Source organism: Halomarina oriensis, from assembly GCF_009791395.1.
In the GTDB taxonomy this organism is placed as follows: Archaea; Halobacteriota; Halobacteria; order Halobacteriales; family Haloarculaceae; genus Halomarina; species Halomarina oriensis.
The window spans coordinates 255166-275246 of sequence record NZ_WSZK01000015.1; the positions used below are offsets into that span (position 1 = coordinate 255166).

At 68.1% G+C, this 20081-nt stretch carries 21 protein-coding genes; 9 read left to right on the forward strand and 12 right to left on the reverse strand.

Annotated elements, in window-relative coordinates:
- Nucleotides 1-53: 53 nt before the first annotated feature.
- Nucleotides 54-425, forward strand: coding sequence for a DCC1-like thiol-disulfide oxidoreductase family protein (locus GQS65_RS07865; RefSeq protein ID WP_368279957.1), 372 nt, complete (start codon nucleotides 54-56; stop codon nucleotides 423-425).
- 1 nt (nucleotide 426) lies between these two features.
- Here the strand turns inward: GQS65_RS07865 and GQS65_RS07870 are convergent, their stop codons facing one another.
- Nucleotides 427-1374 carry a phosphotransferase enzyme family protein gene (locus GQS65_RS07870; protein WP_158204089.1) on the reverse strand — a complete coding sequence of 316 codons (948 nt, stop codon included), beginning with the start codon at nucleotides 1372-1374 and terminating at the stop codon, nucleotides 427-429.
- A 225-nt stretch (nucleotides 1375-1599) separates the two neighbouring features.
- Here GQS65_RS07870 and GQS65_RS07875 point away from each other — a divergent pair, with 225 nt between their 5' ends.
- Nucleotides 1600-1815, forward strand: a complete 216-nt coding sequence (locus GQS65_RS07875; protein WP_158204090.1) for a YgaP family membrane protein — start codon at nucleotides 1600-1602, stop codon at nucleotides 1813-1815.
- A 144-nt stretch (nucleotides 1816-1959) separates the two neighbouring features.
- Here GQS65_RS07875 and GQS65_RS07880 read toward each other — a convergent pair whose 3' ends face one another.
- Nucleotides 1960-3123, reverse strand: coding sequence for an acyl-CoA dehydrogenase family protein (locus tag GQS65_RS07880; RefSeq protein WP_158204091.1), 1164 nt, complete (start codon nucleotides 3121-3123; stop codon nucleotides 1960-1962).
- Between the two features lie 85 nt (nucleotides 3124-3208).
- Between GQS65_RS07880 and GQS65_RS07885 the strand changes: the two genes are divergently transcribed.
- Nucleotides 3209-3751, forward strand: a complete 543-nt coding sequence (locus GQS65_RS07885; RefSeq protein WP_158204092.1) for an HPP family protein — start codon at nucleotides 3209-3211, stop codon at nucleotides 3749-3751.
- Between the two features lie 6 nt (nucleotides 3752-3757).
- Here GQS65_RS07885 and GQS65_RS07890 read toward each other — a convergent pair whose 3' ends face one another.
- From GQS65_RS07890 to alaS, 4 genes are all read right to left on the reverse strand, one after another.
- The gene (locus tag GQS65_RS07890; RefSeq protein ID WP_158204093.1) at nucleotides 3758-4498 is read right to left on the reverse strand and encodes a type 1 glutamine amidotransferase; all 741 of its coding nucleotides are present in this window, start codon (nucleotides 4496-4498) and stop codon (nucleotides 3758-3760) included.
- A 116-nt stretch (nucleotides 4499-4614) separates the two neighbouring features.
- Nucleotides 4615-6663, reverse strand: coding sequence for a hypothetical protein (locus tag GQS65_RS07895; protein WP_158204094.1), 2049 nt, complete (start codon nucleotides 6661-6663; stop codon nucleotides 4615-4617).
- Between the two features lie 359 nt (nucleotides 6664-7022).
- Nucleotides 7023-7808, reverse strand: a complete 786-nt coding sequence (locus GQS65_RS07900; protein ID WP_158204095.1) for an alpha/beta fold hydrolase — start codon at nucleotides 7806-7808, stop codon at nucleotides 7023-7025.
- Between the two features lie 91 nt (nucleotides 7809-7899).
- Nucleotides 7900-10671 carry an alanine--tRNA ligase gene (alaS, locus tag GQS65_RS07905; RefSeq protein ID WP_158204096.1) on the reverse strand — a complete coding sequence of 924 codons (2772 nt, stop codon included), beginning with the start codon at nucleotides 10669-10671 and terminating at the stop codon, nucleotides 7900-7902.
- A gap of 202 nt (nucleotides 10672-10873) precedes the next feature.
- Between alaS and GQS65_RS07910 the strand changes: the two genes are divergently transcribed.
- Nucleotides 10874-14191, forward strand: coding sequence for a twin-arginine translocation signal domain-containing protein (locus GQS65_RS07910; RefSeq protein ID WP_158204097.1), 3318 nt, complete (start codon nucleotides 10874-10876; stop codon nucleotides 14189-14191).
- Between the two features lie 90 nt (nucleotides 14192-14281).
- Nucleotides 14282-14782: a TspO/MBR family protein gene (locus tag GQS65_RS07915; protein WP_158204098.1), complete on the forward strand. Its 501-nt coding sequence runs from the start codon at nucleotides 14282-14284 to the stop codon at nucleotides 14780-14782.
- Nucleotides 14783-14799: 17 nt separating this feature from the next.
- Here GQS65_RS07915 and GQS65_RS07920 read toward each other — a convergent pair whose 3' ends face one another.
- Genes GQS65_RS07920 through GQS65_RS07930 form a run of 3 tightly spaced genes read right to left on the reverse strand, consistent with a single transcriptional unit; the run spans nucleotide 14800 to nucleotide 16429 of the window.
- Nucleotides 14800-15159, reverse strand: a complete 360-nt coding sequence (locus tag GQS65_RS07920) for a type II toxin-antitoxin system VapC family toxin (protein ID WP_158204099.1) — start codon at nucleotides 15157-15159, stop codon at nucleotides 14800-14802.
- Nucleotides 15152-15400 (reverse strand): antitoxin VapB family protein, encoded by a 249-nt coding sequence (locus GQS65_RS07925; protein WP_158204100.1) that lies wholly within the window; start codon nucleotides 15398-15400, stop codon nucleotides 15152-15154. Before GQS65_RS07925 ends, GQS65_RS07920 begins: the two co-directional genes overlap by 8 nt.
- Nucleotides 15401-15436: 36 nt before the next feature.
- The gene (locus GQS65_RS07930; protein ID WP_158204101.1) at nucleotides 15437-16429 is read right to left on the reverse strand and encodes a replication factor C small subunit; all 993 of its coding nucleotides are present in this window, start codon (nucleotides 16427-16429) and stop codon (nucleotides 15437-15439) included.
- A 127-nt stretch (nucleotides 16430-16556) separates the two neighbouring features.
- Between GQS65_RS07930 and samp2 the strand changes: the two genes are divergently transcribed.
- The 3 genes from samp2 (at nucleotide 16557) to GQS65_RS07945 (ending at nucleotide 17493) form a co-directional block, all read left to right on the forward strand.
- On the forward strand, nucleotides 16557-16754 hold the full coding sequence (gene samp2 / locus GQS65_RS07935; RefSeq protein ID WP_158204102.1) for a ubiquitin-like small modifier protein SAMP2: 198 nt from the start codon (nucleotides 16557-16559) through the stop codon (nucleotides 16752-16754).
- Nucleotide 16755: 1 nt separating this feature from the next.
- Entirely contained in the window at nucleotides 16756-17214 is a 459-nt protein-coding gene (locus GQS65_RS07940) for a GNAT family N-acetyltransferase (protein ID WP_368279958.1), read from the forward strand.
- A gap of 63 nt (nucleotides 17215-17277) precedes the next feature.
- Nucleotides 17278-17493: a hypothetical protein gene (locus GQS65_RS07945; RefSeq protein ID WP_158204103.1), complete on the forward strand. Its 216-nt coding sequence runs from the start codon at nucleotides 17278-17280 to the stop codon at nucleotides 17491-17493.
- 6 nt (nucleotides 17494-17499) lie between these two features.
- On the opposite strand, the gene GQS65_RS07950 is transcribed toward GQS65_RS07945, so the two are convergent.
- Nucleotides 17500-18867: a phosphoglucomutase/phosphomannomutase family protein gene (locus GQS65_RS07950; protein WP_158204104.1), complete on the reverse strand. Its 1368-nt coding sequence runs from the start codon at nucleotides 18865-18867 to the stop codon at nucleotides 17500-17502.
- 83 nt (nucleotides 18868-18950) lie between these two features.
- On the opposite strand from GQS65_RS07950, the gene GQS65_RS07955 reads away from it, so the two are divergent.
- The gene (locus GQS65_RS07955) at nucleotides 18951-19511 is read left to right on the forward strand and encodes an NADPH-dependent FMN reductase (protein WP_158204105.1); all 561 of its coding nucleotides are present in this window, start codon (nucleotides 18951-18953) and stop codon (nucleotides 19509-19511) included.
- Between the two features lie 18 nt (nucleotides 19512-19529).
- On the opposite strand, the gene GQS65_RS07960 is transcribed toward GQS65_RS07955, so the two are convergent.
- Both GQS65_RS07960 and GQS65_RS22280 read right to left on the reverse strand, forming a co-directional pair.
- The gene (locus tag GQS65_RS07960; protein ID WP_368279960.1) at nucleotides 19530-19808 is read right to left on the reverse strand and encodes a GIY-YIG nuclease family protein; all 279 of its coding nucleotides are present in this window, start codon (nucleotides 19806-19808) and stop codon (nucleotides 19530-19532) included.
- A 65-nt stretch (nucleotides 19809-19873) separates the two neighbouring features.
- The gene (locus GQS65_RS22280; RefSeq protein WP_449271789.1) at nucleotides 19874-20023 is read right to left on the reverse strand and encodes a DUF7563 family protein; all 150 of its coding nucleotides are present in this window, start codon (nucleotides 20021-20023) and stop codon (nucleotides 19874-19876) included.
- Nucleotides 20024-20081 lie beyond the last annotated feature (58 nt).

Sequence of the window (20081 nt, forward strand, 5' to 3'; positions counted from 1 at the left end):
TCGGTGACGCCCTCGGCGGTGGGTTTTCGAGCGACCGGGACGTAACGACGGGTGTGAACGACCGCCGTCGCACCCCGAAAATCGTCTACGACGACGACTGTGGGTTCTGCACGTGGTGTGCTCGCTGGGCCGTCCGCGTCGCCCCCGTCGAGGCCGTCGGCTTCTCCGACCTCACCGACGACCAGCGGGCGCTCCTCCCCGGCGACTGGGAGGCGTGTGCCCACCTCGTCGTCGGTCGGACCGTCTACTCCTGTGGCGAGGCCATCGAGCAGACGCTCGCCCGCTCGAACGTCCCGACGAGCGTCGCGGTGGGGACGCTCCGGAGTCTCCCCGGCTACGACGAGGCCCGCGAACGCGGCTACCGGTGGGCGGCGGACCGACGCGACCGGTGGGGCCGGTTCAGACGCGCCGAGTCCGTCGAGTGAGTCAGTCCACCCGCTCGCGCAAGGCCCCCAGCGTCGCGTGGACGTGCCCGGCGAAGCGCTCGGCGTGGCGTGCCGTCGCCGCTGCGTCGTGCTGGTCCTGGAGATACAGCGACCGGAAGTACGAGACGAAGTTCAACAGCGAGAACGTCGGCGCACGCTCCTCGAACCGATCGGCGAGCGGCCGGACGGACTCGTAGCCTTCGCGGAACGCCTCGAAGCGGTGGTCGAGTCCGCCCTCGCCACCGAACACGGGGAGTGCGACCCGCCAGACGTCGAACGCGGGCGGGGCGACCAGCGCGTGCTCGAAGTCGACGACACCGGTCACCCGCCCGTCGTCGACACCGACGTGGTCGGGGAGCCAGTTGCCGTGACAGCACACCGGGTCGGCAGGCGTCTCGAACACCTCGGGGTGGTCGCGGGCGAAGACGAGCGCTTCCTCGGCGACGGTCGCCGCCTCGTCGTAGCCGTTCTCGACGAGGTAGCGCCGTTCACGGTCGAGGAACAGCGCCGCCGTCTCGGGCCACGAGGCCCCGGCACCGACGAGTGCGAGCCCCCGGCCGGATACCCCGGTCGCTACCGGGAAGCCGAATCGGTCGAACCGGCCGGCGGTATCGTCGTGGAGTCGGGCCAACCCGGCACCGGCGAGGCGTGCCCACGCCTCGTCCTCGCGGACCGGGCCGGGGAGGCCGTCACACCACCCCGCGACGAAGTGGTCCTCGCCGGTCCACAGGACTTCGGGAACCGGGAGAGCGGTGTGTTCGGCGACGAACCGTAGTACGGCGGCCTCCGTCGCGGGGTCGCCCGACTCGTGGGTCGCGCGTTTACAGACCGCGCGCCGGCCCTCGACGGTCACCGCGTGCGTGACGTGCGGTGGGACGCGGTGGAGTTGCCGGTCGACGGTGAACTGGTCGGTGTGCTGTGCGAGCGCATCGGAGACGTCTCGTGTCATGGTCGATTCCCCTGACGCGGGGGGCACGGTCGGAGGCTGACCGGCGCGGCCGCTCCGACCGCGGAAGGACGACCGAACCGACGACCGTCCGGCACTTATCTCGTTCGGAGTCGGGTCGGCCGTAGCTACTGTCCGCTCCAGAGACCTATCGAGGAGAAAGGGTGTCGTTTCGACTGGAACCGTGCCCGGAGTCGGGCTTTTGCGGGTGCAGTCCGGAGGGCGTGTATGGGACTCGACCGTAACGTCGGCGGCATCGACCGCATCGGACGCGCCGTCCTCGCCACCGTGTTGGCCGTGTCGACGCTCGGCGCGGTTCTGCGCGGACGTCGTGGACTCGCGACGCTGACGCTCCTCGCCAGTGCGGGACTCGCGTTCAACGCCGTGACCTGCTTCTGTGGGTTGAACGCGGCGCTGGGACTGGATACGTCCAACGAGGGCTGAGAAACGAACCGGAAAACCCGCATTCCCGAGTGGAGCGAGGGAGTTCTCGGACGAGAGAGCGCAGCGAACGAGCGTCCGACCTCGTTAGCGTAGCTTTCTGCGTCGAGTGGTCACGCGAAGCGTGACCCGAGGCGTAAAGCGGTACTATTCGAACGCGGCGATACCGGTCAGGTCCTGCCCGAGGACGAGCGTGTGGATGTCGTGGGTGCCCTCGTAGGTGTAGACCGTCTCCAGGTTCGCCATGTGGCGCATCGGCGAGTAGTCGGCCGTGATGCCGTTGCCGCCGAGCATCTCGCGGGCGATGCGCGACTGGTCGCGGGCCATCCGGACGTTGTTACGCTTGGCCATCGAGACGTGCTGTGGCGTCATCTCGCCGCGCTCTTTCAGTTCGGCGAGCCGGTAGGCGAGCAGTTGGGCGGTCGTAATCTGGGTCGCCATCTCGGCGAGTTTCCGCTGTTGGAGCTGGAATCGTGCGATGGGGCCGCCGAACTGCTCGCGGTCGGTGGCGTACTGGCGGGCCGTCTCGAAGCAGTCACGCGCCGCGCCGATAGCGCCCCACGCGATGCCGTAGCGCGCCTGCGTGAGACACGACAGCGGCCCCTTCATCCCCGACACCTCGGGCAGGACGTTCTCCGCGGGGACGTAGACGTCGTTCAGCCCGATTTCGCCCGTGATTGAGGCTCGCAACGACAGCTTCTCGTCTATCTTGTTCGTCGAGACGCCGTCGCGGTCGGTCTCGACGAGGAACCCGCGTACCGGGTCGTCGTCGGCCGAGCGGTCGCGTGCCCAGACGATAGCGACGTCGGCGATGGGGGAGTTGGTGATCCACGTCTTCGAGCCGTTGAGCAGGTAGCCCTCGTCCTCCGCCTCGGCGTGGGTCGCCATGCCGGAGGGGTCCGACCCGTGTTCGGGTTCGGTGAGGCCGAAACAGCCGACGGCCTCGCCCGTGCCGAGTTTCGGCAGCCACTGCTCTTTCTGTTCGTCGCTGCCGAACGCGTGAATGGGGTACATCACGAGCGCACCCTGGACGCTCGCCATCGACCGCAGTCCCGAGTCACACGCTTCGAGTTCCTGCATCAGGATGCCGTAGGCCGTCTCGGAGACGCCGGGCAGGCCGTAGCCCTCCAGATTGGGTGCGTAGAAGCCCAGTTCACCCATCTCCTCGATGAGGTCCGTCGGGAAGGTGCCCTCTATCCAGTGCTGGCCCACGTCCGGGCGCACCTCGTCGTCGACGAACTCGCGTGCGGTGTCGCGGATCATCCGCTCTTCGGCGTCGAGGTCCGATTCCAGTCCCACGTAGTCGAGCATAGTCGTGTTGAGGGTTGCGTCGGTAAAAGCGCTCGTACCCGACCAGTTCCACCGCGCATTTGTCGGTCGCGCGTGTCGTCCGTGTATGTACCAGCGGACCGGTGACCACCGGGAAGCGTTCCGGACGAGCGTCCTCGCCGCCGGTCTACTCGCCGTGCTGGGCGTCCTGACGTGGGTGAGCGGCGCGAGCGCGCTGTTCCCCAGTCTCGGCCCGTCGGCGTACGTCCTCGCGCTCAGACCCGACGCCGAGGAGTGTCGGCCCGACCGACTCGTCGGCGGGCACGCCATCGGCGTCGGCGCGGGACTGTTCTCGTACCACGCGCTGGCCGCCGGGCACGTCGTCGTCACCGACCAGCCACCGCTGTCGGGAGCGGCGCTCGCCCTCGCCGGGGCCGGGGTCGTCTCGCTGGCGCTCACCGTCGCGCTGATGGTCTGGACGGACCTCCGGCACGCACCGGCGTGTGCGACGACACTCATCGTCTCGCTGGGCCTGCTGTCGACGCTCGCAGACGGCCTCGTCATCGTCGCGGCCGTGGTCGTCCTCCTCGGGACCCAGCGGACGCTCGCCCTCGCCGAGCACAGGTGGCTCTACCCGACGTTCCGTCGGCTTCGGAACCGGACGGTCTGAGCGGCGTCACCCCGGGTCCGCGGCCGCATCGACTCGAACCTCGCGCACGTAGTCGGTGAAGTTCTCGAACAGTCGTTTCGCCTCACAGGCCGCGGCGTAGTTCTCGGACGTGATGCCCGCGAGGACGCGCTCGATACGTTCCTCGCCGAGGAACCCCTTGCCCTCGGTCACCTCGCGGGCGGTCGCCTCGTCGTACTCGGGGTGGAACTGGACCCCGAAGGCGTGGCCGACCCGGAAGCCGTGGACGCCGTACTCGTTCTCGGCGAACACCTCGGCCCCCGGTGGCAGTTCGGCGACCACGTCGCCGTGCGTGGTGAAGACGGTGAACTCGTCGGCCAGTCCGGCGAGCAGCGGCGTCTCGGCGGTTCGCTCGACGGTCCGGTAGCCGATTTCGAAGCCGGCCTCGGTGTCACGCTCGCCCATCGCCTCGACGGTCCCGCCGAGCGCATTAGCGAGCAACTGGTGGCCGAAACAGACCCCGAGGATAGGGAGATCGCGGTCGTGGGCCGCCGCGACCCACTCGCGGGCGTCGTGAATCCACTGCTCGTCGTCGTACGCCGACGCCTTCGACCCCGTGACGACGACACCGTCGTAGGGGACGGGACCGTCGGCGGGCGATTCGGGCGGGAGTTGACCGTCGGGCAGGGAGAACTCCGTCAGGTCGGCGTCCAGTTCCCGACGGAAGTTACGACGGGTGCTCTCGCCGGCGAACGCGGCGTTCAACAGCGCGAGACGTGGCCGTTCCATCGCGTAAGCGTAGGCTACGGCGTGGTTAGTGCGTTGTGTTCCGACCACGAGCGACCGCCGTCGCTGGTCGGCCGAGCGCGAAAGAAAGGGGAGTACGGATCGTCGCTGTCCGCCGTTCAGGCTTCCGACTCGCCGTCGAGGTCGATGACGACGGTGCCGGAGTCACCGGCGTCGAGCGTCACCGTCTCGTAGGCGACGAGTTCCTGACCGTCCGCGTTGGCGCGGACGAACGTGGTGTCGTCGCCGGGCAGTTCGTAGCCCGCGAGCGTCAGCGTGACACCCTCACAGTCGGCGTCGTCCGAGACGCTGACCGTCAGAGTCACTTCACCGCTCTCGCCGTCGTAGCTGACGGGCGTGTAGCTGACGTGACAGCCCGCGAGGGACTTCGTCACGTTCTCACCGGGCACCATGTGGCTCCCAGTGACCGTGCCGTCCGCGAGGACGGTCTGGGCCTGGAGCAGGCGACCCTGCGTGCCGTAGAAGTCGGGCGCGTCGTCCTCGTCGTCGCCGTCGACGCCGAGCGTCTCGATGACGTCACCGGCCGCGACGTCGATCTGGTAGGCGGGCATGTCCTCACCGTCGCCCACGTCGCCGTCCTGACCGTCGTCCTGGCCGTCGTCGCCGTCGTCCATCCCGTCGTCGGAGTCGTCGGAGTCGTCACCGTCGTCCATCCCGTCGTCACCGTCGTCCGCTTCGCAGTCGATGACGACCGTCTCCTCACCGACGACCGTCCCGTCGACGAGCGTCGTCACGTTGTACTCGCCGTTGGCGACGTTCTCGAACGAGACGGTGCCGCCGGCTTCGATGGTTCGGTTCAGCGACGCGTCACCGGTCACTTCGATGGTGACCGGGACGTCGTTGTCGTTCGTGACGGTCGCGTCCGCACCGTCGACGCTGCAGGTGTACTCGATGCTGACACCGGCAGGGTTCTCCATGCCGAGGTCGCAGTCGCTCTGCGTGTTCGAGGCCTTCACGTCGATCTGTTCGTCCTCGTAGAACAGACGAACGGTCGCCGACCCGTCGTCGGCCGTCGGGACGGTGAAGAACGCCGTCGAGTTCGCGTCGACCGAGAGCGTGCCGTTCACGTCCGTGCCGTAGATGTCGTAGGAGACGTCCACGGCGACGTCGTTCTCGTTCGTGACCCGGTACTTCGCCAGGTCGTCCTCGGTGTCCGTACAGATGGCGGTGAGCGTGATGTCCTCGGTGTCCACGTTGGGTTCGCCGAGGTCACACTCGCTGACCGTGTTGGCGTTCTTCGTCTCGACGTTCTCGCCCTCGTACATGAGGACGACCGTCGTCGGACCGCTCGTGTTCACGTTGAAGAACACGTCCTCGCCGGCGACGGCTTCGACCGTACCGGTCTCGTCGGAGCCAGCCACGCGGTAGTCGAGCGTGACGTTCTGGTCGAGGCTACTGCGGACGCGCATCTGCGAGAGGCCGTCCTCGCTGTCCGAGCAGATACCCGTCAGCAGGATGCCGTCGTTGACCTCGTCGAGCGTCGGCGGGTTCTCCTCGCCGAGGTCACACTCGCTGACCGTGTTGGCGTTCTTCGTCTCGACGTTCTGCCCGTCGTACATCAGCACGACCGTCGTCGGGCCGTCCTCGTTCGTCTCGACGTTGAAGAACACGTCCTCACCGGCGACGGCTTCGACCGTACCGGTCTCGTCGGAGCCAGCCACGCGGTAGTCGAGCGTGACGTTCTGGTCGAGACTGCTGCGGACGCGCATCTGCGAGAGACCGTCCTCGCTGTCCGAGCAGATACCCGTCAGCAGGATACCGTCGTCGACGGTGCCGACGTTCAGTTCACCGAGGTCCTTCTCGCTCTGCGTGTTGGCGTTCTTCGTCTCGACGTTCTGACCGTCGTACATCAGCACGACCGTCGTCGGACCGCTCGTCTCGACGTTGAAGAACGTATCCTGACCAGCCTTCGCGGTGACGGTGCCGGTCTCGTCGGAGCCGGCCACGCGGTAGCTGAGCGTCACGTCCTCGTCGAGCGTGCTCCGAACACGCATCTGTGAGAGACCGTCTTCACTGTCCGATGCGATACCGGTCAGCAGGATACCGTCGTCGACCTCGTCGAACGACAGGTCGTCGTCGTCCTGCATCGCGGGTGCGCCGATGACCATCGCGGCCCCCGCGGCCGACGTGACCAACAGCGCGGTCATGAGTACGGCGAGTAGCCGCCTCATCGATACACCTCTGGGATAGCGGGTCGGGACGACCCACCTGTGATGGTTTCCGAGTCCATGCACTTCGTCGCACAACATATCGACTGTTAGTTACACGTCGACTGAGAGAGATTATCGCCCCGCTATCAGTTCGAGCCGAGCCGAGCAGCAAATCGCCAGACTGCAGCCCGTTATGTTCGAGGATACTGTCAGAAATATCCGTATAACACCGGTTCGGCACAGTCTCTTTCAATAGGATGTCGGTGGACGAAAACGTACCGGACCGTCTCGGATCGTGTGTGAGCGCCTCACGTCGTCGACCGCTACGAGGACCGATGGACGGACCCGTGGGGCGGTCACCGTCCGAGGAACCCGACGAGTTCGTCGTTGGCGACCCGCGAGGACTCGACGTGCGCGAGGTGCCGACCCGGTAACGAGACGAACTCCCCGTTCGGCAGGGCGTCGGCGAGGGCACGACCCGCCTCCTGCGGGACGACCGGGTCGGCCGCGCCGTGACAGACCAGCGTCGGGAGCGTCAGTTCGTACGGCGTGTCGCAGTCGTACGCTCGGAGCGCGGCGACCTGCGCGTCCCGGACCGCGTCGGGAGCGTCGTCGTCGCGCCACTTCTCGACGCCCACGACGACCTCACGCTGGCGCTCGAAGAACGCCTCGGAGAAACACGGCGCGAGCGAGTCGGGACCACGGTTCCCGAGCACCGACAGCATCCCCTCGTCGAAGGCGTCACCGGAGAGCGCCGACCCGAAGACGACGAGACTCCGGACACGCCCCGACTCGCGGGCACACTCCAGGGCGACCATCGCACCGAGTCCGGCACCGACGAGGTGGACCCGCCGTGCGCCGTGGTCGGCGAGCACTGCGGCGAGGTCGGCCGCGAGCGTCGCCACGTCGAACGACTCGGCCGTCGTCTCGGAGCGACCGCTCCCCCGGAGGTCGGTGACGACGGCCTCGAACGGACCGGCGACCGCCGCGTACTGCCACGACCACTGCCAGGCGGCGTAGCCCGCCTCACCGACGAACACGACCGGTCCGGCGTCCGGGACAGCCTCGCTCTCCGAGGCAGCGGCCCCGCTCTCACCGACTTCGTAGTACAGCCTCGCGTCCTCGCGTTCGACGACTGGCATACCGGACAGTGCGTGAGGCGGTGCTTTCGGCGTTACGTTCGCCGTGCGAGTGAGCGAGACGACGGGACGGAAGAGGCGAGAGCCGACGCCGTCAGGCGTCGAGTTTCTGTTCGAGGATGGCCGGCGCGGCTTCGAGGGCGTCGTCCAGCGCGTCGACGTCCGGTCCGCCACCGTCCGCGAAGTCGGGCGCACCACCGCCGCCACCACCGACGCGACCGGCCAGTTCGCCGACGACCTCACCGGCGTTGACGCCGACGCCGTCGGGGACGGCGACGACGAACCGAGCGTTCTCCACGCCGGACGCGACGACGGCGACCTTGCCGTCCTCGGCCAGCGCGTGTGCCGTCGCCCGCAGTTCGTCGTCACCGACGTCGAGGCGCTGGACGACGGCGGTCACGTCGCCGAGGTCCACCTCCGTGCCCTCGCTCGCCGCGGCACGTGCCTCCGCGAGTTCGGTGGTCAGGTCCTCTATCTCCTTGCCGCGAGCCTTCCACTCCTCGAAGAACCGCTCGGCGGTGTCGGGTACCTCCGCGGGCGAGACGTCGAGGGCCTCGGCGGCGGCGTACAGCGAGTCCTCGGTCCGCTGGGTCGCCTCGATGGCGGCCTCGCCCGCGGCGAACGTGATTCGCTCGACACCGTCCTGGATGCGCTCGGTCGAGAGTATCTTGATCGTCCCGATGTCGCCCGTGCGCGTGACGTGCGTCCCGGCGCAGGCCTGCACGTCGTCGCCGACGTGGATGAGGCGGATGTTCGTCCCCGGTGGGATACCACCCTGGTAGAGGTCGAAGCCGTACTCGGCCTCGGCGTCGTGGCGGTCGGGCCACTCCTGCGTGACGCTGGTGTTCTCGGTGACGACCCGGTTTGCGACCCGCTCGATCGCTTTCACGTCCTCGCGGGCGAGACGCTCGTAGTGCTGGACGTCGATACGCGAGGAGTCGACGCCCTTCTGCGCACCGGCCTGGCGGATGTGCGTGCCGAGCACCTGCCGGGCCGCGTAGCCGACGACGTGGGTCGCAGTGTGGTGGGCCATCAGCCGACGGCGACGGGTCGTGTCGAGACGCCCGGTGACGAACTCCCCCTTCCCGATGGACTCCTCGACGCGGTGGAGGACCACGCCGTTCTCGGCCTGCGTGTCGACGACGTCGACGGTCGTGTCGTCGCTCGACAGCGTCCCGTGGTCGGCGGGTTGGCCACCGCCTTCGGGGTAGAACATCGTCTGGTCGAGCACGACGTCGTAGCCCGCCTCGCGCTCGATGACGTCGAGGACGACCGCCTCGAACTCCGAGCCGTCGGGGTCGTCGTAGAACAGGCGCTCGGTGTCCGGGAGGTCGGCGACCCGTTCGTCCGTCTCGTCTGCGACCTGCGCGAGGTCACCGCCGCCGTGGCGGGCCGCGACCTGTCCGTAGAAGTCGTCGGGAATCGTCACCGACGCGCCACGCTCTGCGGCGATCTCCTCGACCATGTCCGGCTGGATGCCGTGGGAGTCGTACAGTTCGACGACCTCCTCTAAGGGGATCTCCTCGTCGCGCTCGGCGTACTCGTCGGCGAGTTGCTGGACGCGACGACCGCCGCGTTCGAGCGTCTCGCGGTACTTCTCCATCTCGGTGCGGACCATGTCACGGACGGTGTCGCGGTTCTCGTAGCCCAGTCGTTCGGCCTGCATGTCGACGAGTTCGTCGAGCGGCGCGTCCACGCCCACGTCGTCGACGAGGCGCTTGGTCCGACGAAGCACGAGGCGGGCGAGATAGCCCGTTCCGGCGCTGGAGGGGACGATGCCGTCACCGAGCATGTACGCCAGCGTCCGCGAGTGGTCGGCGATGGCGTAGATGGTCTCCAGTGGCTCCATCAACTGTTCGAGGTACGCCCGCTCGACACCGAGTTCGGCGGCGATGTCCGCGCGGGCCGCCATCATGTCCTCGGCCTCGTCGATGTCGAGGTTACCCGCGAGTTTGGCAGCCTCGTGGACGAGTTCGGCGTCCTCGTCGCTCAACTCGACGCCGGCGTTCTCCTTGAGGAACGCGGTCATCTCGGGGTAGACCGCCTCGTACACCGTCGGCGTCCCCTGGCTCATCCAGGTCCACCGTTCGAGACCGTAGCCGGTGTCGACGATGTAGGTGTCCATCGGCGAGTAGCGGTTGCCGTCTTTCATCTCGTACTCGCCGTCGGGGTCCTGCTCCATCGACATGAAGACGAGCGTGGCGAGTTCGGCACCGCGATAGATGACCTCGATGGCAGGACCGGCGTTGCCGCCGCCGACCCACGGGTCCTCGATGTAGACGATGTCCTCGATGTCCGCACCCATCGACTCGAAGAACTCGTCGCAGTACTGGACCGTCTCGTCCTTCCAGTAGACCTCTCCCTCGTAGGCGTACTGCTCGGGGTCCTCCAAGTCCTCGCGGGCGTTGAACGCGTGGTGGGCCATCATCTCGAAGGCCATCGTGTGACGGCCCGTCTTCCCGACGTTGTCGATGTCCTGCATCCGGATACAGGGCTGGGAGATGGTCAACGGGTTCGCGGGTGGCGGGGTCTGACCCGAGGTGACCAGCGGCTGGAAGTCGTAGATAGACGCCTGCGTTAGGAGCACGTCGTCCCGCCAGCGGTTCGCAGCGACCGGGTACGGGTCGATGCGCTGGTGGTCGTGGTCCTCGAAAAACGAGAGGAACGCCTCGCGCATCTCTTCGAGCGTGTACTGCTCGTCGAACGCGGGTTCGCCGATGAACGCGTACTGCGCACACGGTGGCTCACCGCACGTCTCACGGGAGACACGACTCCAGAAGTGGGCACCACAGGACGAACACTCCTGGCGGGTGAACCCCTCCTCCTCGAAGTACGAAAGCTGGTACTCCTCGTCGAGTTCGCTCATTACCCCTGTTTTGGCCGAGCGGCGGGTAAAACTGTTCCGAACCCCCGAACGCTTCGACTCGCGTGGTGGTCAGCGACCCCCATCAGTGAAGCAGTCGTGTCACTCCCGATTCGAGAAGTTCGACGAAAGTCATCAGTAAACATATTTTGTTTTTACCAATCCATGCCACACGTTTAAACGTGAATCCGGTGTTTTCTGCCCAATGTCTCAGAAGACACGGGAGACTCGGCGGACGTTCTTGAAGCTGACAGGCGTCGCGGCGGCGGGGGCGACGCTCGTGAACCCCGTCGAGGCGGCGGCAAACGGGTGGCAGGTCGTCGAGTCGGGGGTAGGGGTGACGCTGTACGACGCCGCGATGACCAGCGAGGGACCGTACGCCGTCGGTGCGGGCGGACTGGTGCTCTCCCGACGAAAGGACGGCTGGCAACCGGTGCTCGAACGCGGGCCGACCGTCGAGTCGAACCCGCTCCGTGGCTGTGACGTGACCGACGACGGTCGGAACGTCTGGTTCTGTGGCGGGTCGGGCGTCGTCGGCCAGTACGACGTCGTCGACGAGCAACTCACCGACTACTCCGCCCCGATGGGCAAGACGTCGACGTGGCTCAACGTCGCCGTCCGCGGTGACGCCGGCAGCGAGACGGTCTACCTCGTCAACGGGTCGGGCGAGTTCCTCGCCGGGACGAAGACTAGCGCGGGGGGCATGGACTGGGGGGACGTCGTCAAACCCGGTGGCGGGTCGAGCGCACCGGGCATCGACTTCTGGACCGACGACGCCGGCTACGTCTCTGACACGACGGGGAAGGTGTACCGCACCGAGGACGGCGGGCGGACGTGGACGACGGTCGGCATCAACGGCGCGAGCGTCAACCTGAACGACGTGGCCGTCCGCAACGAGGGTGACATCGACGTCGCCGGTGGCAACGGCACCATCTACCGCCTCAACGACGGCGACGGCAAGGGGTGGAAACGGAAGAACGTCGGTGAAGAGACCGTCCTCGCGGTCTACCGGACGGGCGCGGAGGGTGGTCTCGGCTGTGGGACAGGCGGCTACGTCTACGACCGCAAGAAGAACAAGTGGGATCGCGTGGAGACGCCGACGACGAACACGCTCCGCGGGGTCGCCACGGGGGACTCGGGACAGTACCCGCAGGTCGCCGTCGGGGATTCGGGCACCATCGTCGAACGCGGTGAGTACACCGCCGACCTGCCGAACACCGTCTCGCTCTCGGCCGATTCCTCGCTGGAGTACCGCCTCGACGTCGACGGTGCCGTCGAGCAGGCCGGCGACGTGGAGTCGAGTGACACCGTCACCAACCGCACGAGTCGGTTCAGCGTCGACACCGTGACGGGGACGCTCACGAGCGGCGACACCGACACGTACGACTACTCCGGGGAGATCGTCGACCTCGAAGTGACCAGCGGCGACCCGGCGGCACTCACCGTCACGGTCAACGGGAGCGAGTCGAGCCTCTCGCAACTCGCCAGCGAACCGTGGACCGAAGCGGCCTCGCCGACGGGCCAGACGCTCAATGGGGTCGTCCAGACCGTCGAAGGCCCCTACGCGGTCGGTAACGGGGGCGAGGTCCTCGCTCGGCGGGCCGACGGCTGGGAGTTCGTCCTCGAATCCGGGCCGACGACGGCGTCGAACCCGCTGACCGGCGCGGCGGTCAGCGACGACGGTCGGAACGTCTGGTTCTGTGGCGGGTCGGGCGTCGTCGGCCAGTACGACGTCGTCGACGAGCAGGTGACCGACTACTCCGCACCGGGCGGCAAGACGTCGACGTGGGAGGACCTCGCGGTCACGGGCGCGGCAGGCTCCGAGACGGTCCACCTCGTCAACGGCTCCGGGGAGTACCTGAAGGGGACCAAGACCAGCGCGGGTGGCATGAACTGGGGGACGGCGTTCAAACCCGGTGGTGGCTCCTCGATGAAAGCCGTGACGTTCGTCGACAGCACGACGGGCTACGCCGTCGACACCAACGCGAAGGTGTACGAGACCACGAACGGCGGCGACTCGTTCACCGTCGTCGGCATCGACGGTGGGTCGGTCGGTCTCTACGGTGTGGACGCCACCGCGACGGACGACGTCGTCGCGGCGGGCGGCGACGGGTCGTTGTTCCGGTACAACGGTGCGGTCTGGACGAAGCTCTACGCCGGTGGGAACCAACTCGGCGACGTCTCGCTCGACGGACCCGACGGTCTGACCTGCGGGGCGGGCGGCACCGTCTGGGAACTGTCGCTCGACGGCTGGGAACCCGTCGAGACGCCCGTGACCGCGACGCTCGCGGGCGTCTCGCTCGGCACCACGGGAACGTACCCGGACGTGGCTGTCGGCTCGTCGGGGACCATCCTCGAACGCGGCGACTACACCGCGACGCCGAGCGACATCCTGACGATTTCGAGTACCGACGGCAGCGACGTGAGCTACCGGGTCGAAGTCGACGGCGTCGTTCAGAAAGCCGACCGCGCCGACGGCGACGACAGCGTCTCCGGCAGTACCGTCGAGGGCAGCGTCGGCGGTGTCAACCTCGAAGACAGCTACCGGTTCTCGGGGACCATCACCGACTTCGTCGTCACGAGCGGCGATGCCGCCGCCCTCGCCATCGAGGTGAACGACGAGTCCCAGAGCGTCGGGCAACTCTCGGCGGCCGGGTGGACCGAGGTCACCTCGCCGACCGGCAACGGTCTCAACGGCGCGGCCATCGGCGCGGACGGCCCCTACGCCGTCAGCGGCGGTGGCGAGGTGCTCGCCCGCCGCGACAGCGGGTGGACCGTCGTGACGACGTTCCCCGGCGGCGGCAACACGTTCGCACTCACCTGCGCCGACGCGTCCAGCGACGGCGGCAACGTCTGGTTCGCCGGTGCGTCGGGGGCGGTCGGGCGCTACGACACGTCGACCGGGACGATCAGCGACTACTCCGCGCCGAAGGGCAAGACCTCGACGTGGGAGTCGGTCGCCGTCGCGGGGCCGGCGGGGGCGGAGACGCTCTACCTCGCCAACGGCTCCGGCGAGGTGCTGAAGGGCACCAACAGCGCCGGCGTCGTCACCTGGAGCGACGTGCAGAAGCCCGGTGGCGGGTCGTCCATCAAGGGCGGCACCGCGCTCGACGCCTCGACGGCGTACTTCGTCGACACCAACGCGAAGGTGTACGAGACCACCGACGGCGGCGAGTCGTGGTCGACCGTCGGAATCCCGGGAGGCACCGTCGGCCTCTACGGCGTCGGCGCGGGGAGCACCGAGGACATCTCCGTCGCGGGCGGCGACGGCTCCATCCTGCGGTACAACGGGGCGGTTTGGACCCGCCTCGACGTGGCCGACGGCGGGTTCACCGCGCTCGTCCGCGACAGGGAGAACGCCCTCGCCGTGGGCGGGAGCGGTCGCGTCTACCGCCGGACGTGGGACGGTTGGGAACGGGAAGAGACGCCCGCCGCCGTCACGCTCGGCGGCGTCGCGCTCGGCGGGGAGTTCCCGGACGTCACCGTCGGCTCTTCGGGCACCATCTTCGAACGACGACTGTAGTCGGGCGACCCACCCGGCTCGCCGCGTCGTCTCGTTCGACCCGGTGTGGGCGCGAGAAACGATTTGGTCCTGCCTCGCGTAGTTCTGTGCATGGAGACCGCCAGCCAGTCACGACTTCCCCGCGAGCGACCGCTGCTGACGCTCGGAGCCGCCGTCTTGCTCTGTGAACTCGTCGGCATCACCGGCGCGCTGTTCACCGCGACGGGCGTCGAGTCGTGGTACGCGACGCTGAACCAACCGGAACTCGCACCGCCGAACTGGGTGTTCGGCCCCGTCTGGACGACACTGTACGCGCTGATGGGGGCCGCCGCGTGGCTCGTCTGGCGTGAAGGGAGCGGACGGTCACAGCAGGTCGCACTCGGACTGTTCGGGGTCCAGCTCGCGCTCAACTTCGCGTGGTCGTTCGTCTTCTTCGGCGCGGAGGCCATCCTCCCCGCACTCGCCGTCATCCTCGTCCTGTTGTTCTTCATCGGGACCACCGCGACGGCGTTCTGGCGTATCGACCGCCGAGCGGCGCTCTTGCTGGTGCCGTACCTCGCGTGGGTGAGCTTCGCCACGTACCTCAGCTACGGGTTCTGGCAGTTGAACTGAGGAACAGTGGTCGGCGCTCAGAACAGTTCGAGGTCGAGTGCCGACACTCGTTCGAAGTCGTCGTCACGAGTGACGAGCGTCAGGTTCCGGTTCAGTGCGGACCCCGCGATGAGGGTGTCCACCTCGCTCAGCAACGCTCCCCGGTCGTGGAGTTCACGATACAGTCGGCCCGCTTCGGCCGCGTCCGCCGGTGAGAGGTCGAACACGGTCTTCCGAGCGAGGAGTTCGGGCGCTTCCTCGAAGAACTTCGCCAGTTCGTAGACGCTCGTGGTGGTTGTCGCCGCGTCCCCGGCGATATCTGCGTGTCCTCGCACGGCTTGCTCGTCCTCGTAGATGAGGTCGACGAGAACGCTCGTATCGAGGAGGAACTCAGTCACGGTGCCTCTCGATACGTTCACGGAGTCGCCGCTCTCGTCGCTCGTCGGCGTCGGTTCGACCATCGGGGACCTCCTCCGGAGAAAGTGCCAGCGTGACGTCCGCGCCGACGAGGTTCGAGAAGTCGCCGGGGTCGTCGGCAGTCAGTCGAAGAACGACGTCGCTGAAGCTCTCTCCCTCGCGTTTCTGCGCGGCGAGTCGCTCGTAGGCGTCCTCACGGAGCGAGATGTTCTTCGAGGACATGTGTACGTGTACACGGAGCAAAAACCGTTGCGCCGACTACTCCTCGGGTTCCAGCGCCAACGACGCCAACAGCGCCTCCAACTGGACCTGCTCGTTCGCGCCGACGGTGATGCGGTAGTCCGCCTCGCCGATGCGGTCCATCACGCGCACCGCCTCGCGGTCCGCCAGTCCGAACTCCCACACCGAGCGGTGGAGCTGGTCGATGATGTCCCCGCCGGCGATACCCTCCTCGGTGATGAGAGTGTCCAACTGCGACCGGGCGGCGGTGAAGTCGCCGTCCAGCGCCTTGCGGACCATCTCCTGGACCGTCTCCGGACGGGCGGTCGAGGTGATGGCGTAGACGGCCTCCTCGTCGACGGTGTCGCCGGTCGTGCTGGCGGCCTGGAGGCCGTTGATGGCCTTTCGCATGTCGCCGGCGGCGGCGTAGACGAGCGCGTCGACGCCGTCGTCGGTGACCTCGATACCCTCGTTGGCCGCGATGGCCCGAATCTGGTCCTCGACGGCGTCGTCCGACAACGGCGCGAACCGGAACACCGCACACCGCGACTGGATGGGGTCGATGATCTGCGAGGAGTAGTTACACGAGAGGATGAAGCGGGTGTTGTTCGAGAACTGCTCCATCGTCCGGCGCAGCGCGGACTGGGCGTCGCTCGTGAGTGCGTCGGCCTCGTCGAGGAAGATGACGCGGTAGTCGAAGCCGCCGAACGAGACCCGCGCGAAGTTCTTGATGCGGTCGCGGACCACGTCGATACCGCGTTCGTCCGAAGCGTTGAGTTCGAGGAAGTTCTCGCGCCACTCGTCGCCGTACACCTCCTTGGCGATGGCCGTCGCACACGTCGTCTTCCCGACGCCGGCCGGCCCCGCGAACAGCAGGTGCGGCAGGTCGTCCTTGGCGATGTAGCTCTCCAGTCGCTCGACGATGTGCTCCTGGCCGAACACGTCGTCGAGCGTCTGCGGACGGTACTTCTCTATCCACACCTCGCGCCCGCGTGGGCGGGAGTCTCCCTCGGCCGCCTCGCTCTCGCTCATAGTCACACCAGTCTCGCGCCTCACTTAACTACCGCGAGAGCGGGTTCGCCGGGACCTCGGCGCGACGCCTCCGGGCCGAACGGCTCGAACGCGACAGCCTGAAATCGCCGCTCTCCCGAACACGTCCATGCACGTCACCGTCCACGTCGTCGGCGAGGACGCCCACGAGGTCGACCTCCCCGACCCGACCTACGGCGACCTCGTCGCCGCCGTCGACCTCAGCCCCCACGAGGCGACGGTGCTGGTCGACGGCCGCCCCGTCCCCGAGGACGCACCGGTCGAGGCCAGCGAGGTGCGGGTGTTGCGACTCATCAAGGGTGGGTAGCGTGCGCGAGGACGTGCCGGTCCGTCGCGCGACTCCCGACGACCACGTCCCGGCGATGCGCGTCCTGGAGGGTGCGCTGCTGGAGGTGGACGCCGCCACCGTCCGCGAGCGCATCGAGCGGGGGGCGGTGTGGGTCGCGGTGGTCGGCGAGCGGGAGGACTCGTCGGAGCGGGTCGTCGGTGCCCTCCTCCTCGACACGCCCGACCGCGAGGGTGTCGCGCCGCGTCCCGAGGAGGTTCGGCCGGACCGACGACACGTCGAGGCCGTCGCCGTGACCCACCAGCGTCGGGGTCGGGGCATCGGACGGGCGCTCGTCGAGGGCTGTGTCGAGGAGACGGGCTGTGACCGCCTGACGGCCGAGTTCCGCGCCGAGGTGGAACCGTTCTACGAGGCGCTGGGGTTCGACGTGGACGAACTGGACGAGGGGCGGCGCTGGGGAGAACTGCGGGTCGGGCGCTGAGGAGTCGGCGAACGCTGCCGAGGACACGCAAGACTAAAACGAGACCGGTCCAAGCGCCGAGCGATGCAACTGCTCTGGGTGCTCGTGGGACTGGTGAGTGTCGCTGGAGGGGTGTGGTCCGCTCGGAACCCGATGCAGGCGCGAAGCTGGGCGTCAGCCGAACGCTGGCAGTCCGACCCCGACTCAGCAGCGCGCGACCAGCGACGCACGGCCCGAACGATGGGCGGGTTTCTCGTCGCCTTCGGCGTTGCAGTCGTCGTCTGGGGAGTGCTGGCCTGAGCCGGCTCAGATACGCGGTTCGAGCAGTGTTCGGCCGGCCACGAGGAGTTCGTCGACGCGCTCACCGTCGTTCGCCTCCGCGTAGACCCGGAGTTTCGGTTCGGTCCCGCTCGGGCGAATCAGGAGCCACGTGCCGTCCGCGAGGAATATCTTGAACCCGTCTTTCGTGCCGACCCGGTCGACCGCTTGGCCGGCGACGGTGTCGGGGAGGTCACCGTCCAGCGAGTCGAGCACGGCCGCCTTCCGGTCGTCGGGGCAGTCGACGCTGACCCGACCCTGGTGGATCTCGCCGTACTCCGCTTCGATGGCGTCCGCGCGCTCGTCGAGCGGGCGCTCGGCGTGGGCCTGCGCGACGACGAGCGCGAGACAGACGCCGTCCTTGTTCCGGAGGTGCTCGGTGATGCCGAACCCGCCGGACTCCTCGCCGCCACAGAGCGCGTCGGCGTCGGCCATCCCCCGGGCGACCCACTTGAACCCGACGGGGACCTCGACGGCCTCCTCGCCGTGGTCCGCGGCGATGCGGTCGATGAGCGCCGTCGTCGAGACGGTGCGGACGGCCGCTCCCGACCCCGATTCGAGCAGGTAGTCGTAGAGGACGGCGAACAGCAGGTTCGGGTCGAGATATCCCCGCTGGGGCGTGACGACGGCCATCCGGTCGGCGTCGCCGTCGTTGGCGAACCCCAACTCGGCGTCGCCCGACGTGACCGCACTCACGAGGTCACCGAGTTTCGCGGCGCTCGGTTCCGGCGATCCACCGCCGAACGCCGGGTCGAGGTCGGTCCGGAGGCTCTCGACGGACGCGCCCGCCGCGTCGAGTAGACGGTCGGTCACGTCGCGGCCGCTGCCGTGCATCGCGTCGTAGGCGACGTGCAGACCGTCGAGGTCCGCCCCCGAGAACGCCAGTGCGTGCTGGCCGTAACTCGTGGTGAACGTGTCCTCGCGGACGGTGCCACGCTGTTCGGTCGCCGTCGGTTCGGCGAGTCGGCTCACCACGTCGTCGGTCACGTCGGGCGTCGCGGGTGCGCCGTCGCCGGGGAGGAACTTGATGCCGTTGTACTCCGGCGGGTTGTGGCTGGCCGTTATCATCACGCCGCCCGCCAGTCGGCGGTCCTTGACCGTCCACGCGAGGACGGGCGTCGGGCAGTCGCGTTCGGAGAGCAGCACCTCGAAGCCGTTGGCGGCGAGCGTCTCGCTCACGGCGTCGGCGAACCCACGCGAGTGTTCGCGGGCGTCGTAGCCGACGGCGACCGTCTCACCCGCCTCGGCCGCCCGGAGGTGGTCGGCGACGGCCTGCGCGACGATGCGGACGCGGTCCTCGGTGAAGGTGTCGAGGGTCGCGCGCCAGCCGTCGGTGCCGAAGGAGATGGCGTCCATATCGGCCACTCGCCGTCCCGTCGCAAAAACCCACCTGCCACAGTGCGACGGCGTTTTGCGTCGCGCTCGCGTATCGACGGTAAATGGTACGTGTCGTCGCCGTCAGCGGCAGTCGCCGCGAGGCTAGCACCACACGACTCGCGCTCGAACACGCCCTCGCGGCCGCAGAGGACGCCGGGGCCGAGACGGAACTGCTCCACCTCGGAGACGTCGACCTCCCGCTGTACCACCCGAGCATCGACGAACAGGGCGACAGCGAGGAACTGACACGACTCGTCCGCGAGGCCGACGGCGTCGTCCTCGGGTCGCCGGTCTACCACGGGTCGTACTCCTCGACGTTCCGCAACTTCCACGACTACTGTAGCTTCGACGAGTACAGGGACACCGTCGTCGGTCTGCTGGCGACGGCGGGCGGTGGCTCCTACGGCGCGACGCTCGAACACATGCGTAGCACCGTCCGCGGCGTCCACGGCTGGGTGGTTCCCCACCAGGTCGGCATCCGCGGGGCGTCCCGCGAGTTCGACGACGACGGGGCGTTCGTCGACCCGAACCTCGCCGACCGGGTGGAGAAACTCGGTCGCGTCGTCGCGGAGGAAGCGGAGATGCGGGCGGCCGCCACGGCACGGGCGAACGCCGACGACTGAGGGTACGGCCGGAACCGGTCACTGGGGGGCCGAGTCGTCCTCGCCGGCACCGTCGGCACCGTCCAGCAGTCGCTCCTTGTGCACGCGCGAGAACTGTTTTATCTCGTACTCACGGGACATCGCCGCCGACTGCGACCCGTAGGTCTCGACGTAGACGAGTTCGAGGGGCCCGCGCCCGCGGGTGTACTTCGCGCCAGTCCCTTGGCGGTGTTCGCGGAGGCGACGCTCGACGTCGGTGCTGTAACCGGTGTAGAGCGAGTCGTCGCCACACCGCAGGATGTAGACGTAGTGGGTCACGCGCGTCAGGTCACTGCAAAGGGCTTCACGTGGTGGTCACACCACGGTTCGATGGTCCGTCGCCATCAGTTTTCACGTGCGCGGTCTCGAGAGACTTCTGCGATGCCTGCGTTCGCCGAACAGCTCGGGCAGGCGTGTATTCGACCGGTTTGGTCGGCGAATACTCGCGCAAAGCGCTCCGAGACGTGCGCGTTGCAGTGGTCGCACTTGGCCATGGTACGCCGGCTGGAATGCCGGCACGAGTAGTTGCCGCCCGAGACTCATATAGTCTTC